The organism is Okeania hirsuta, from assembly GCF_003838195.1.
In the GTDB taxonomy this organism is placed as follows: domain Bacteria; phylum Cyanobacteriota; class Cyanobacteriia; order Cyanobacteriales; family Microcoleaceae; genus Okeania; species Okeania hirsuta.
The window spans coordinates 13,373-28,997 of the sequence record NZ_RCBY01000080.1; the positions used below are offsets into that span (position 1 = coordinate 13,373).

The 15,625-nt window shown below is 38.2% G+C and carries 10 protein-coding genes; 3 read left to right on the top strand and 7 right to left on the bottom strand.

Features of this window, described 5'->3' with window-relative positions:
* Window positions 1-53: 53 nt before the first annotated feature.
* Entirely contained in the window at window positions 54-233 is a 180-nt protein-coding gene (locus D5R40_RS15140) for a hypothetical protein (RefSeq protein WP_124154843.1), read from the bottom strand.
* Between the two features lie 514 nt (window positions 234-747).
* Here D5R40_RS15140 and D5R40_RS15145 point away from each other — a divergent pair.
* On the top strand, window positions 748-939 hold the full coding sequence (locus tag D5R40_RS15145) for a hypothetical protein (RefSeq protein ID WP_124145835.1): 192 nt from the start codon (window positions 748-750) through the stop codon (window positions 937-939).
* Between the two features lie 358 nt (window positions 940-1,297).
* Here the strand turns inward: D5R40_RS15145 and D5R40_RS15150 are convergent, their stop codons facing one another.
* Window positions 1,298-1,708: a hypothetical protein gene (locus D5R40_RS15150; RefSeq protein ID WP_124154844.1), complete on the bottom strand. Its 411-nt coding sequence runs from the start codon at window positions 1,706-1,708 to the stop codon at window positions 1,298-1,300.
* Between D5R40_RS15150 and D5R40_RS15155 the strand changes: the two genes are divergently transcribed.
* On the top strand, window positions 1,698-2,108 hold the full coding sequence (locus D5R40_RS15155) for a hypothetical protein (protein WP_205127654.1): 411 nt from the start codon (window positions 1,698-1,700) through the stop codon (window positions 2,106-2,108). The genes D5R40_RS15150 and D5R40_RS15155 overlap by 11 nt on opposite strands.
* A gap of 368 nt (window positions 2,109-2,476) precedes the next feature.
* Here the strand turns inward: D5R40_RS15155 and D5R40_RS15160 are convergent, their stop codons facing one another.
* The 5 genes from D5R40_RS15160 to ftsH2 form a co-directional block, all read right to left on the bottom strand.
* Window positions 2,477-6,871, bottom strand: a complete 4,395-nt coding sequence (locus tag D5R40_RS15160; protein ID WP_124154845.1) for a CBS domain-containing protein — start codon at window positions 6,869-6,871, stop codon at window positions 2,477-2,479.
* 1,275 nt (window positions 6,872-8,146) lie between these two features.
* The gene (locus D5R40_RS35305) at window positions 8,147-8,299 is read right to left on the bottom strand and encodes a response regulator (RefSeq protein ID WP_161564996.1); all 153 of its coding nucleotides are present in this window, start codon (window positions 8,297-8,299) and stop codon (window positions 8,147-8,149) included.
* A 166-nt stretch (window positions 8,300-8,465) separates the two neighbouring features.
* A complete protein-coding gene (locus tag D5R40_RS42655) occupies window positions 8,466-8,585 on the bottom strand; it encodes an ATP-binding protein (protein WP_353734854.1) in 120 nt (39 codons plus the stop codon).
* Window positions 8,586-9,392: 807 nt separating this feature from the next.
* Complete coding sequence (locus D5R40_RS15165; RefSeq protein WP_124154846.1) at window positions 9,393-10,703, bottom strand: aminopeptidase P N-terminal domain-containing protein; 1,311 nt, start codon at window positions 10,701-10,703, stop codon at window positions 9,393-9,395.
* Between the two features lie 553 nt (window positions 10,704-11,256).
* Window positions 11,257-13,143, bottom strand: a complete 1,887-nt coding sequence (ftsH2, locus tag D5R40_RS15170; protein ID WP_124145831.1) for an ATP-dependent zinc metalloprotease FtsH2 — start codon at window positions 13,141-13,143, stop codon at window positions 11,257-11,259.
* A gap of 1,240 nt (window positions 13,144-14,383) precedes the next feature.
* Here ftsH2 and fcmB point away from each other — a divergent pair.
* Window positions 14,384-15,475 (top strand): filament morphology actin-like protein FcmB, encoded by a 1,092-nt coding sequence (fcmB, locus tag D5R40_RS15175; protein ID WP_124145830.1) that lies wholly within the window; start codon window positions 14,384-14,386, stop codon window positions 15,473-15,475.
* The last annotated feature ends 150 nt before the right edge of the window (window positions 15,476-15,625 follow it).

Sequence of the window (15,625 nt, forward strand, 5' to 3'; positions counted from 1 at the left end):
CATTGACATATAAAGACAAGTGCCTTTTTGAGGTCGAAAAAAGTGCCTGGTTTTCAGCTCTTCATGCTCAAAAAGGAGCGTATTTTAGGCAAAAGTTGGGCAGAGAAATCATTCTTATAATTCTTACTCCTACCTACTCTAAATTCCCCGTTCCTCCTGTCTCCTGTCTCCTGTCTCCTGTCTCCTGTCTCCTGTTTCCTGTCTCCTGTCTCCTGTCTCCTACCCTCACCCATAAGACTTTTTCAGCAAACCCTAATTAAGGTTTAAAGCCTCTCCTTTAAAGGAGAAACAAGCGGTCGTTAGCGCAGCTTCCCATAGGGTGGGATGGCGTACTTCGGAGCGGCTCTGTCAAGAGCGGGTCTTCTCGCCATATCCAATCGACCAAGAGAAGAAAAATTTTTCATTATTAGTCAATCCTATCCGTTTTCAAGGAGAGGTAATAATTAATAATTAATAATTAATTGTTGAATTCTAGCTCTAAAAGCTGAAGTGCTGATAGCTAAAAGCTGATAGCTAGTTAAATATTAGCAAAAAATGGGTTGGTTAGGAAATAGATTGATATAGCGTTTCTCAGCCTAATGAGTTACACCTATGTTTATTTGTCTTCTGTTGCCTGTTGCCTGTTATAAACTTGCCAATAATATTTATATAGCTAATATTAAGAACGATAATTGTTGCGGAATTTTGATTTTAGCTTTGTAGTTTTAAATAAGAAGTAATTAAACTTATATTAGTGGAGATATATAAATGTTTAGAACAGTTGCTTTAGTATTACTAGGAACTTCTGTTGGTTTTGGATTTTCTCTGGTAGGTGATGGTAATGGGTTTGCTATTAAAGTACCTCAAATAGAAGCAGGAAAATTAGAATGTCGTTGGTTACCTGAAGATACCTCTAATAACTCTTCTATTAACGGAGAATTCTTGGAGCCTAGATATTAGATTTGCTCTCAAGTCCTATTTTAATTACACATAATATCAAATCCGTTTAATTGGACATAAAAAAATTATTCAATGGTCATAACTACGCTTATCTTTGTAATTCTTTCTCCTCCTGACTCCTGACTCCTGACTCCTGACTCCTGCTAACTTAAGCATTCTATGGCTGTTTAACCGGATTTGATATAATTTCTCAATGTAGTGAGAAAAGCTATATTTTATCTTTCTTTTTGAATTCTAATAAGTAGCTCTACTTAATTATTGGACTTTGGACAAAAAAAGTTAGCGTAATATTTAAACTAACTACTGAAATTAAGATTTAAAGACCGAATTCATACTGGAATTATCTTTGTTTTTGAAATTATTTATCATCCTGAAAATCATAGGATGGGTCTGGTTCAATTTCTCCACCAAAACAAATATCTAAATAACTTTCTTGAAGGGAATGAACAACTCTCTCCAACTCATCAATAAGATTCCTTCGAGTCATTTTTTCAACTGCATCAATATGAGCTTCACTTCCCCCTTTTCCTAAATACTTATATTTAGTTTTTTTCTGACTATCAGTAGCCATAGGAAAAATCGGTGAAGTAGATTGTAATTTATAATAATAGTACAGTTTCTGATTTCTATTGACTTGATAACGAATGATATGACAATCACGAGGAATCACCTCTCCTTCTCGTTCAATTTTCTTAATTTTCTGCTTCATCTTACGGATTAAACTCTGAATTTGTTTCCCTCTAATGGTTGCTGATTGAGTGGTTTGCATTGATTGCTATGAGTCTGATCGACAGCGTTATGACATGGAACATTTGTTTCGATTTGGTAAACAAAAATTGTTGATGACTGCTTATTCAACTCCGGATGTCCAACATGAAGAAAATTGGTTTAAATTAACACTCATTGCTTATGTTAATTTATGGACTGCAAGGAATTTAGCTGTTGTTTTACCCCATCATTGGGAACAGTATTTGAAGAATAAGAAATCAGTTAAAATTACTCCCAGTTTAGTTCAAAGAGACTTTTATAGAATAATTTCAACTTTGGGAACAATGGCTACATCTCCCAAACGTCGAGGTTATTCTTCTGGAGGTATTAAAGGATATAAAAAAACACCAAGAACTCGTCATCAAGTTATCACAAAAGGGAACAAAAATTCTCGAAAATAACTAAAAGTTGGCATCCCCGTCGGCGATCACTCTCAATTATTTCTATTTTTCAGTGATTAAATTCACTGGAGACAGAGGAACATTGCCAGATATGATTAGCGTAATTATTACACTAACTATTTTGCTCTTTGTCCAAAGTCCAATAATTAAATATAAAACGGTCTAATATGTAGTTGTTTCGATTTCTTCTATGATTCATTTCCTCAATAATTACCATTACCCAGATTTGATATAATTAACCTGTCCCGATAATAGCGCAATAGAACTCTGTTCCGCTTACGCGACCAAAAACCTTATTCCTTTAAACCTTTCTTTCCCTTCTGCCTTCCTTCCTCCAAAGTGTAAGTATTCAACCGAACATGACATAACTACTGACTCGTGAATTTATCTAGAAGTATATCAATACTCTCTAATACCTGCTGAAACTGTTGGGCTAAAATTAAAGCTTTGGTAGATAAAACTTCCATATCGGCAGTTTCACTTCGTAGATCCTGATGTAGAGAGGCAGCAGACTTGTAGAGGGTATTTGCTCCAATATTACCTGCTGATCCTTTGAGGGAGTGAACCAAATATAACGCCTGCTTCAAATCTCCGCAGTTTAGTGCTGCTAGGATTTCAGTGTCATACTTTTTTTGAGAAGCTTGAAAGAGTCTCAGAATGTCGAGATAATCACTCCACTTACCACCCGTAAACTCTAAACCCAAATTGACATTCAGACCAGGTAGAGATAATTGAGCAGTCTCTGGAATATCAGTCTTTTCTAGGAGAAGACTAGGGATATTGTTCGTGGGTACAGAGGAACTGTTAGTTGGAATAATCCACTTCAGGAGAGTCTCATATAACTCTTGAGGGTTAACAGGTTTGGATAGATGATAATTCATCCCTGCTGCCGAACTTTTAGTTTTATCTATATCCATAGCATTAGCTGTCATAGCAATAATCGGCACTGTGGCAAACCATTCTGTTCCACTGTTGTCCTCCTTTGCCAGAGAACGGATACGGCGAGTGGCCTCTAGTCCATCCATTTCCGGCATCCGAATATCCATCAAGATTAGGTCGTAAATCTGCTCCATAACTTTAGCGATCGCTTCTTTTCCATTGGTTGCGCAATCTACTTTCAACCCTACTTTTTGCAGCAATTCTTGGGCGATTTGTTGGTTCACTGCATTGTCTTCTACCAGTAGAATATCAGCCCCCTGAATTGCTTCAAATTCTACCAAGTAGGACAATTGACTTTCTCTAGAATCAGTGAATACCGGATAATCAGAATCATCATCAGGCTCCCAGAGGTAGCCCAGTTCTAGTTCAAAGTAGAATATACTGCCTTTACCGAGTTCGCTCTCAACACCAATAGTTCCGCTCATGATGTTGACAAGACCTTTGCAAATTGCCAATCCGAGTCCTGTACCACCGTACTTACGACTGGTAAAAGCATCCACCTGGCTAAAGGGCTGAAATAATTTTTCCATCTGAGAAGGACTAATACCAATTCCTGTATCTTGCACCTGAAATTTCAGGCAAACAGTTTCCTGGCTATAAGTGAGTAGTTCAACTCCAATAGTAACACTACCTGTTTCGGTGAACTTGACAGCATTGCTCGCTAGATTCATCAACACTTGAGTTAAGCGCAGTGAGTCTCCAATCAAATACTGGGGAATCTCATCCCCAACCTGGAATAATAGTTCTAACCCTTTTTCAGCAGCTTTGAGAGCAAGAATATTTTTGATGTGATTGAGAATTTCATCTAATTCAAGTGGGATAGATTCCAGTTCCAGTTTTCCGACTTCGATTTTGGAAAAGTCCAGAATATCGTTGATGATTTCCAATAACGATCGGGCGGAACTCTGGATTTTGGTGAGATAGTCTTGCTGGTAGTGAGTAAGATCGGTTTGTAAAGCCAAGTGAGTGAGTCCCAGAATACCATTCATCGGAGTACGAATTTCGTGACTCATCAGGGCTAAAAATTCGCTCTTGGCATGATTAGCATATTCGGCAGTTTCTTTTGCTTCTCGCAACTGCTGTTCAGCTAATTTGTGATCTGTGATATCCTGTACCGTACCTATGAGATGCGTTACTTTGCCGGAGATATCCCGCATAGGTCTGCCACGATTCGAGGTATAAACCAAAGAGCCATCTGGTTGATAGATACGATATTCGATTTTGTAGGGTTGAGCAGTTGCTATGGTAGTCTGAACTGCACGGTCTATACTCTCGCGGTCTTCAGGATGAACAAGCTCTAGGAAATTTTCATAAGTTAGAGTTTTCACTTCTGGGGACTGTCCAAAAATACGGAAAGTTTCGTCAGACCAAGCAACTATACCCGTTGTTATATTGAATTCCCAACTCCCCAGTTTACCTATTTTTTGTGCTGCTTTTAAATGAGTTTCACTTTTGCGTAGGGTTTCTTCAACTTGTTTACGACAGCTAATATCAGTAATTGTGCCAACATAACCGATTTTCTGCCCCTCTGTATCCCATTCTGCCACTGCTTGTGCATACACCCACTTCACAGTGCCGTCAGGATGTTGCAAGCGATATTCCATTTGGCCAGAATGCTTGCCTTGGATAAATTGCTTCCAGGCGGTAGTAACCATAACTTGATCGTCAGGGTGTAGACCCTGTTGCCATCCAGATCCAGTTGCTGCCTCTACAGAGATTCCAGCAATCTGACTCCAGCGATCGTTAACATAGGTACAGTTCCCTATCATATCAGTACGAAAAATTCCCACTGGAACAGTCGCAGCTAATGTTGAGTAACGAGTTTCGATCTTATTCAAGGCAGATTCTGCTCGTTGTCGTTCTTCCAGTTCAACCTTTATTTGTTCATAGGATTTTCCCTGTTGGATAGCAATGGCAATGTGAACAGATAATCGTTGCAGTAAGTCGATCCCATCTTTTTCCCAGATATAGGCACGATCATGGCTGGCAAGAATCAGACCCCATAGTTCCTTTTCTACTATAATTGGTACAACCAGGGTAGCACGAAAACCGAAACTTACAAGGATTTCTTGACTATCTGAACTTATATCTGATTCGTATACGTCATTTACTACCCGAATCTGACCATGGCGATACTGCTCCATCCATTCAGGTGTCACCCATATCTGGGCAAATTCTGCATCCAATAGCGATCGCTCACCTTCAGCAATTGACTTAGCAACCACAGTATCAGAAGACTGAGGATAGAATTGGTAAACCATTGCCTGATGGCAGTGCAACAGCGAGGGAATCTCTCGTACTGCTGTATCAAGAATTTTCTGCAAATCCAGCGACGACTTAATCTGGTCTGCTACAGTCATCATTAATTTTTCGCGTTCTGCCTTGGCTTTGAGAGCATTAGTTCTTGCTTCCACCAAGCTTTCTAGTTCAACAGTCCGACTTTCCAGTAGTTTGATTCGCTCTGCCTCTAAACGCACTACCCGTTGTTCCAAAACTTCCATCAATTTCCTAACTTCCCAAGGATTGATAGCTTGCAAGAAACTGCTCTGTGTCACAATGCCTATAAGCTCTCCTTGTTCTCCTTTCACCACTAACTGACGGATGTTGTGCTCTTCCATAATCTGTTGCACAGTCCAAAGTGACGCTTCTGGTTTAACTGTCAGCAGCGGTTTACTCATCACTGCCTCTGCTATGGAATTTTCTAGATTTAGACCCAATGCCTGAAATCTAACCAGGTCTCGCTCACTCAGCATCCCCACCGGATTTTGCAGTGATTCTGTACCAGGTTCCACAATCACGATTGAACTAATATGGCGATCGCTCATCAGTTGGGCAATTCTCCACAGAGATGTCTTCGGTGTGGCACAAATCACCTTACGGTTCATTACTTCGCGCACCAGACGTAGTCGTAGCAGGTCAGTTGGTTGGCAAATTTGTCGCAAACTATCGTGGGTAATTAATCCAACCAGATGCTCGTGCTCATCTAGAATTGGCAAGTGACGAATCTGATGCTGCTGAAGCAGGTTAATTACAGAAAACAAATCGGTAAAATCATACTCAGGTAGGGTAATGACAGAAGGTGTCATAATCTGACTCATTACCAAGCGATCGAGAGGTTGTTGCTGGGCACTTAAGCAGACTACATCCCGCTCAGTCATAATACCTACGACCCGCCCATCCTCAACTACTAACGCGCAGCTTGACCTTGCTCCTTGATGACGATCTTTTTTTGACCTATCTGCTTTTTTGGCATCACTGGTAAGCGATCGCTGGTTATTCATTAAGGTAATGGCATCTCTAACTGTTGTATCTGGATTAACAACTACAGGATTCCTAATGATTGCCGATTTCAGTTCTAGCTGAGTAAGTACCGTGGTGCGAACAGAAACTTGACTAATACAGGCGTATAACGAGGTAGCTGTAATATCTCCTTTGACCAGATAATCTGCTGCTCCTAGCTTCATTGCTCGTACTGCAACCCGCTCATCGCTCAATCCAGTTAGCACAATTACGGGTAATTGAGCTTTAGGGTAGTGAGTGGCAATTGCTTCTAAGAACTCCAATCCATCTCCATCCGGTTGATTTACATCAACCAAGGCTATATTTGGTTGCTCCGAGTGCCACATTTCTATTCCTTCTTCTACAGTTTCCGCTTCTATTATGTGGTAAGTCCGGTCTGGATATGATTGAAGATAACGAATGTAGGTGAGGCGATCGACCTCAGAATCATCTAGGAGTAAAATAGTTATTGTCGGCAATAAAGCTTCAGGTGTGCTAACATTGATGTCACCATGGGGAATTTTGCTATAGATTGATTTAGGCATCTTTGTGCTTCTTTGAGGAAGTAGTCAGTATGAGTGATAACAATGCGAGTGATGGTAGGGTATTCAACCTATCAGGCCACCATTATTAATGGTTAAGCTTACTACAGCTAGATATACTAATATCATGTTCGGACGGGTCAGTTATAATAAAATTTAAGGACTCCGGGTACCGACAGTACCAAAGAAATACTGAAATTATCAATGCTTTTCTCCAATATTTTCTATGTATTCCTCCTTTCTTCCCTCCTGACTCCTGACTCCTGACTCCTGAGGACTCACAACAGTTATTTATAAGTATTCAACCGAACATGATATAAATATTTAGATTGGCAAGTTAATCAAGTAAACTTCTTGATTCTATCGATCTCCTATATTTTCAAAATAGTTAACAAGTCTTTGTTACTGTATTCATCACCCTAAAATATATTGTAGATTATAGTTTAATAGTGATAATCACGCAATACTAGGGATAAAATAAATAAATAGTTACTGTACTAGCACGGCAAATATTCTAATAGACATCTCCAGAAAAGAGGGAGTAGGGAGTAGGGGGAAAGAATTGATAATTTCTTTGTGATAATTGATTTTATTTTTTATGATCACCAGATGTCTAATATTAATAAGCCGATCTAAATCTAAAATATCTGGCGGTGTTTCTCCTTTTGTTCAATAGAAATAGGGGCTAACAAGAATGTATAGATGCTTGATAAATTCTTAATAAAAAGGTGAAAAAAGAATGCGATAAATATAGCAAAGCTATGCTGCTAAATTAATTATTTTAATATCTATATTTACTAAAACAATATATTTGATATTTCCTGACTATTGAACTACTGACTATTAAAAATACCTTAAGTTTTTGTGGTAAACATTTATCAAAATGGTATTATATTACGTATTTATAAGTAGTAAAGCTAAATTAATTGTATATTATATCGTGTTCGGATAATCACTTATAATAAAGTTTTGGTTTGTAGTTTTGCTCTAGCCCTTACAATACTTAGAAAGCATCTATAAAATAAATCTTAATGGATACTAGAAGGCTACTTATTGTTGGTTTACAGCTTTCACTGCTGAACTATTAGATGAACCTATCCCACTAATAAGACTTTTGCTAAAAACTCTAAATATGTTGATATTTAAAAACGAAAAATAAAGCTTTTCAAACACATTTTACTTAAACAAATAAACTTGTTCAAAATAGTGGGATAGCTTCATTTAACTATAAAGGATGCGCTTAACCCAACCTACATATTGTTGATGATTCTTGATAACTTAAATTACTTCTCTTCCATCAGTTCCTGGCAGATTTAAATCTATTAAAATCAGTGTAGGACGAGGAGTTATTTCAGGAGAATATTCTCCTGTCTGGAAAACAAAATCTAATGCGTCATCTCCATCTACACAGTGATAATATAGGATACTCAAAACCTTGTTTCCTCAGAAGTCGGATTAATGTAGTGTAATCTTCCTAACTATCTTCAACTATTAGCAAAGATAATTTTTTTTGTTTATTTACTAATTCACTCATTGATGATTAATTCTCTGATAATTTGAGATAGAATGTTGTTCCTTCTCCATAATTAGACTCCAGTCAAATTTTACCACCATGACGCTCAATGATTTTTTTGACTATTGTTAAACCCACCCCTGTACTGCCACCAAACTTATCTTTCCCATGTAATCGTTTAAAAAGTTTAAAAATTGTCTCTATATGCTTTTATCGAATACCTATACCATTATCTTTGATAGATATCATACAGGCAGATTATTCAGTTTTTTTATAACCAATTTCTACAGTTTTATGAGTTTTTTTATTATATTTAACAGCATTATTAATTAAATTGCTAAATACTTCTTCCATGATAATTTTGTCACCATAAATTATCGGTAAATTTGGCGTTGCTGAGTGGTAATGATTTTGAGATTAACTTTGGGCGCAAAACATCAGTTTTTCAATTTTACCTTCAGCTAATAGACATCTCCAAGAATCAAAAATCAATATCTATAATCCCAAAGAAATTATCAATTCTTTCCCCTCCACCGGAGGGGGAGGGGCGAGGGGTGGGTTCCCTACAGCAAAGCTGCCTACTCCCTACTCCCGATGCGTGGAGTAGATGTCTAATTATCATTACTTTGAGATTTTTTCCTATTTTTTGAAGTTCTCCTTCTGCATAAATTATTGCTCCCGTTGCCCCTACTATTGTTAATAATTTTTCTCCAAATCAAATATAGTGTATAATTTGGTGATTATTGCTGATTTAACTACTATAATTAGTGCCATTGCCTAAGTAGTGGATATGTCTGCACCCTACCGTTGAAATGCTATATAAGTTATTGATGCTGAATAATTCTAGTTAATTCACTATTTTTTCATTAGACATCTCCAATAATAAAAAATCAAATTAATTCTCGTACATAAATCATTAATTATTTCCGCCTACTCTGTAGGGAGATTGCATGCAACCTCCCTACTACTCCCTCTTTTCTGGAGATGTCTATTAAGTAAAAGAAGAAAAATTTAATTTTCTAATTCCTCAACTAATTTCGGAACTCCTGCAGTTAATACTTCATTTCCTTCTGCAGTGACTAAAACATCATCCTCAATTCTAACTCCAATTCCACGCCAACGGTCATATACTTCCGGTTGACCTTCAACTGATTTAATATTCGGTCCGATATAAATACCAGGTTCCACAGTTAAAACTTGCCCTGGTTGTAAATTTTGTGGATTTTCTCCCCACTGATAAACACCCACATCATGTACATCTAAACCTAACCAATGTCCGGTTCTGTGCATATATAAATGCTTATATTTTTCCTTTTCAATTATTTCATCAATATTACCTTTTAATAATTTTAAATCAATCAAACCTTCCACTAATACTCGTACTGCTGTATCATGAAATTGTTTATAAGGATTTCCTGGTTTTACTTCAGAAATTGCTGCTTGTTGCGCTCTTAAAACCAACTCATAAATAACCTTTTGTTCCGGTGTAAACTTTCCACTTATAGGAAAAGTCCGAGTAATATCAGAATTATAATAATTGTAAGCAGCTCCAGCATCAATTAACAACAAATCATTTTCTTGCATTTGCCGATTATTTTCTATGTAATGAAGAATGCAAGAATTAGCACCAGAAGCAACAATAGAAGGATAAGCAGGAGTCGCTCCATGACGAGAAAAAATATACTCCATTTCCGCTTGAATTTGATATTCAAACTGCCCCACTTGAGCAAACTTCATCGCATGGTTATGAGCATCAACAGCAATATCAGCAGCTTTCCGCATTTGTTCTAATTCCGCAGTGCTTTTAAGCAGACGCATCGGATGTAAAACCGTACCCGCATCTTGAATGGCGATCGGACCAGTACCAGTTTTCGGATGGACCCGCATCAAATTTTGCCAATGCCGAAGAATTGTTTCATTGAAATGGCGATCGCGTCCTAAACGATAATATATTTTATCGGCACCCTTCAAATATTCAGGTAACTTTTTATTCAGTTCATTAATAGAAAAAGCTGCATCAGCACCATACTTTTCCTTAGCAATTTCCACTCCAGCACGATAACCAGTCCAAGTTTCTTTTGCTTGGTCTTTTGGTTGCACAAACAAAACAAATTTATGCTTTTCATGGTGTGGTGCAATAACAGCTACAGCTTCTGGTTCATTAAAACCAGTTAAATAAAAAAAATCGCTATCTTGACGATAAGCATATTCTACATCATTGTGCATGACAGCCATTGGCGCACTTCTAAATATAGCCGTACCATTGCCAATTTTTGTCATTAATTGTTTGCGTCTTTGTTTATATTCTGTTGAAATTGTCATATTTTTCAGAAGTAATATTTATGTATTTTGAAAATACCCACAATAAAAGTTTTAGGGAACAGGGAACAGGGAACAGGGAACAGGGAAAAATTTATCAGAAAAAACATTCTTATATCAAGTCTCATTAATTAGCCATAATAAATTAGCCATCTTCAGTCATCTAAAGATGACTTCTGCTATGCAGCCCAGAAATTTATTTCTTGGCGGATGACATGACTTGCAAACCTCGCCAAAGATTTCAATCCTTGGCTAATAGTTTAAGTCATCTTAAGATGACTCTTGAGGAGTATGCCATCTTTTTATATAGTGGTTAAGTCAGTGCAACTTGATATTACTTCTAGATAACTAAATCCTTCTTCCTTCTTCCCGCTATATTAAAAGAACCAAAAATTAAGTACAAAAACTACTTAACTTTCAGTTCTTTTTTAAGACACTATATTTCACGCTTCAACTATTAGTAAATTAGGTAATGTATCATCATAAACCTACTAAATTAACTGAAGTGTAAAACCTCAATTACGCTGATAGCTGATAGCTGAAGTGCTTCTTGAAATTACATGATTGGAACAAAACGTTCTTTTTCTGGAACATTAGTGTACTCAGACACAATTTGTCGGAACTCATCACCATCAATAGTTTCTTTCTCAACGAGCAAATCAACTAAACGATCTATGACGACCCGGTTCTCACGCATTATATTACAAGCGTGCTCATAACAATGCTCAACAATAGTACGAACTTGATCATCAATACGAGAAGCAATCTCATCAGAATATTCTGAACGAGTCATTAAGTCGCGACCCAAAAACACCTCACTTTGTTGAGTCTCCAAAGACATCGGACCAAGATCAGACATACCATAACGAGTCACCATTTGACGTGCCATCCCTGTAACCTGTTGTAAGTCATTACCAGCACCAGTTGTCACCTCAGCATCACCAAAAATAACCTTCTCAGCAGCACGACCACCAAGAGCACCAGTAATACGAGCCAAAATTTGTGACCTAGAGATTAAACCTTGGTCTTCACTAGGCATAAACCAGGTGAGGCCACGAGCTTGACCACGGGGAATCAAAGTGACTTTTTGCACTGGGTCATGATCTTTGATCAAAGTACCAACGATGGCATGACCAACCTCGTGATAACCAATTAACCGCTTGCTCTTACCATCCATAAGTGGAGTTCCCTCCATACCTGCGACCACCCGGTCTACAGCATCATCAATTTCCGGCATAGTAATTGCTTCTTTACGACGACGAGCAGTGAGAATTGCAGCTTCATTCAGTAAGTTGGCCAAATCTGCACCTGTAAAACCAGGAGTACGACGAGCGATCGCATCTAGAGATACTTCTTCACTGAGCTTCTTGTTGCGAGCGTGAACTTCCAGAATTGACAAACGACCTTTAATGTCTGGAGCATCAACAGTAACTTGACGGTCAAACCTGCCTGGACGTAATAATGCAGAATCTAATACATCAGGGCGGTTAGTAGCAGCAATAATAATGATACCAGTGTTGCCCTCAAAACCATCCATTTCTGTCAACAACTGGTTAAGAGTTTGTTCCCTTTCATCATTACCACCACCGATACCAGCACCACGTTGTCTACCCACCGCATCAATTTCATCAATAAAGATAATACAGGGAGCGTTTTCCTTAGCTTTTTTGAATAAGTCGCGAACGCGGGAAGCACCCACACCCACAAACATTTCCACAAATTCCGAACCAGAAATACTGAAAAATGGAACACCAGCTTCACCAGCGATCGCCTTGGCCAACAAAGTTTTACCAGTTCCCGGAGGGCCAACTAACAGCACACCTTTAGGAATTCGCGCTCCCACTGCAGTGAATCGTTCTGGTTTTTTGAGGAAAGTCACAACTTCTTGTAATTCTTCTTTGGCCTCATCAACTCCAGCCACATCATCAAATAGTACACCTGTCTTCGCCTCCATGGAGAAGCGGGCCTTAGACTTACCAAAATTCATTGCTTGTCCAGGGCCACCAGGAACATTACTGGAGCGACGGAAGAGGAAAAATAGACCGACAATTAATAAAACTGGGAAAACCAAATTTCCTAATAATCCCCATATTGCCCCTTCATTGCGTGGGGGATGAGTGTCAAAACTAATATTTGCTTCTCGTAGACGAGAAATTAGGTCTGGGGAATTAGCTGGTAAATCTACTCTTAATCGTTGGACCCGATTATCTAGTTCTGGATCTACTGCTTCAACGATAGCTGTACGGCCACCTTCATAAAGGTCTACACTTGTCACTCGGTCTGCTTGTAAGTAGTCCAAGAATCGACCATAGCTCATCCGGGTACTAGCGGTATTGCTACCCATGTTTGCTACTGTCGGGGAAAATGCTCCTTGCCAAATGAAAAAACCTATGACTAGAGCTGGTAAGCTCCAAAGTACAATTGTTCTCCAAGAAATTTTCATAAATTATTGGCCTCTTTTAGTAAAATTGAATTGAAATAGTTGGTGTAAAAAATTACACTTTTGATATTTTTGCCCACCTGACTTGATTGAAGGCGGAGAGTCCCAAATATAACTATTTGGCTCCCTGTTGCCTCTTCTAGAGGAGCTTTCCTAGGGAATACTCGGCAAACGCTAACAATGTACCTACCATTCTTTGGGGTCAACCATTTCAGGTTTAAAGGTTTGCTCCACAGGTAAGCCAGGGCAGTTTTGGGGGTCTCCCCCATCAGCTACTGGCACTAACACCGTTAGTCCAGTGGCCAAGAAATACTCATAATCTTAACTAAATGTAACTTAACAATAGACATTAGGGCAACTACTTGGACTTCCAGAACAAATCTCCTGGCATTGACACAAACAAATTAGGGGAGTAGAAATTCCTTTAGAGTTATCCCCGATGGAAGCAATCTTAGGCTAGGGTTAGCAACATATATATTTAGAAGAGAATATTTAATTTCTAAGGCTTTGATGAGAAAATAAGTGAAGGGTATGATCAAGAATATTAAGAAGGAAGTATTAATTTAAGGTTAAATCTCTAAATTAATATCTAAATTAATATTAAGTCATTTTGTCAGAAGTAGGGAATTACTCTAGTTCCCTAGATGTTTCACTTGCCAGTGAAGTGAGGCACGGTCAAAAAATCAACTTTTTTCCTCTTCCTTTTCCTTTATATGTGCTAAACATTTTTAACTTAAGATGCTAAGTTTGTGGAAAGTTAATTAAAATAACTTAGAAATTCTTATAATAATTCCTGAAAAGTTTCATTAACCTGTTCAATTAATGGAGCTTCGTGAAACTATGCTTTAATAATAATTTTGATCAGACTAATATCTAATATTATATTTAGTTAGCTATATGTCCTCGACTCAAAAGAACAGGTTTGACCAAAAACCTATCTGGAGGAAGTCTGAAAATCTCCACTTTTCGATCACTCGGTTGAAAATAATCCCTTGTTAAAACAAGTGTGAAATAGAGGAATGTCTCACGCCTGATATGGTAATCTCCTCGTATTCCAGAAGTGAAGATGTAAAAGTATAGACTGTGTATTCTCCAGTTGACTGAAACTTCTGAAAGTACTTTACTTCTAAATTCTATGTTAATTTTATTCGCTTAATACCGTAGGTCTTAATTCATTTATAACTTAGGATTTTTAACAACGGTAGTGTTTTGATTTAAAAATTTAGTGAGGTAATACAACCTAATGGTTATTAAACAGCCAGCAGCAGCAATGCTGACCCAGAAACCACCTAGTGTCCATAAAAAAACAATCCTGAGTGTGGACTTAGGACGGACAGCTAGTAAAGCTTGTGTTAGTCGGACTCCAAATGGTGTAGTTTTCATTCCAGCTAATGTCAAACAATTAAGTTTAGAACAAGTAAGATCGGGTAATTTTGAGTCTAAACCTACAGACCCACTATTAGATATGTGGCTGGAATATCAAGGCTCTGGATACGCTGTAGGTCAATTGGCTGCTGATTTTGGGGCCAATTTATTCGGTGATGAACGCTCTTTTGCCAAGTCCAAAGTCGAAGATGCTCTCATTAAAATTTTGGCCTGTGCTGGTTATTTTCAGCTCAAAGGCGAATTTTCAGTTGTGATGGGTTTACCATTTTATTCCCAAGAGCAATTTGAAAAGGAAAAGGAACAGATTGTTAGTCAATTACAATGTCCTCATAAAATGTCTTATCGAGGTAGCGAACCTACCGAAATTAGAATTAATAAGGTTTGGATCATGCCAGAGGGGTATGGTAGTTTGCTATGGTGTGAAGCTAACAACGGCAAGGAATTTCAGCCAGAGTTACCTAAACTATCTCTTGCTATTGTTGATATTGGCCATCAGACTACAGACTTTTTAATGGTAGACCGTTTTCGGTTTGCTAGAGCTGCTTCTAAGAGTGAACCTTTTGCCATGAGCCAATTTTATGAAGATGTGGCTTCTAAGATTGAGGGATCAGATGCTCAGTCTTTATATTTGCTAGAAGCAGTCCATAAACCAGAAGGCCAGCGTTCCTACCGTCCCAGAGGAGCGACAAAACCTATTAATCTTGATGGCGTTGTGCCTGAGTTGCGTAAAGTTTTTGCAGCTAAACTCTGTGACCGTTTGATTAAGTGGCTACCAGAAAGGGTGACAGATGTTGTTATGACTGGCGGTGGTGCAGAATTTTTCCAGGAAGATTTGGAAAGGTTATTACAAGAGGCAGGTCTCAATGCTCATTTAGCTCAACCACCTAGAGAAGCAAATGCTCTGGGACAATATATTTATGGAGAGGCTCAACTAGCAATATCTAGATAAGTTTTAACATCACAAAGATATTTGAGGTTGTACAATCCAGGACTGTTTCATTCTAAACTGTGCCATTTTATGTATTGAGGAAACCAGGTTATCATTTTCTTTGTGGGTTTAATACCCCACCGTCAACGGGGGTGTTCACGCATTACTTGG

What these genes read in the sequence shown, in the direction of transcription:
- D5R40_RS15140 (WP_124154843.1), bottom strand. Translation starts at nt 233, where the DNA reads ATGGGTGAGGGTAGGAGACAGGAGACAGGAGACAGGAAACAGGAGACA.
- D5R40_RS15160 (WP_124154845.1), bottom strand. Translation starts at nt 6,871, where the DNA reads ATGCCTAAATCAATCTATAGCAAAATTCCCCATGGTGACATCAATGTT.
- ftsH2 (WP_124145831.1), bottom strand. Translation starts at nt 13,143, where the DNA reads ATGAAAATTTCTTGGAGAACAATTGTACTTTGGAGCTTACCAGCTCTA.
- D5R40_RS15145 (WP_124145835.1), top strand. Translation starts at nt 748, where the DNA reads ATGTTTAGAACAGTTGCTTTAGTATTACTAGGAACTTCTGTTGGTTTT.
- D5R40_RS15165 (WP_124154846.1), bottom strand. Translation starts at nt 10,703, where the DNA reads ATGACAATTTCAACAGAATATAAACAAAGACGCAAACAATTAATGACA.
- fcmB (WP_124145830.1), top strand. Translation starts at nt 14,384, where the DNA reads ATGGTTATTAAACAGCCAGCAGCAGCAATGCTGACCCAGAAACCACCT.
- D5R40_RS15150 (WP_124154844.1), bottom strand. Translation starts at nt 1,708, where the DNA reads ATGCAAACCACTCAATCAGCAACCATTAGAGGGAAACAAATTCAGAGT.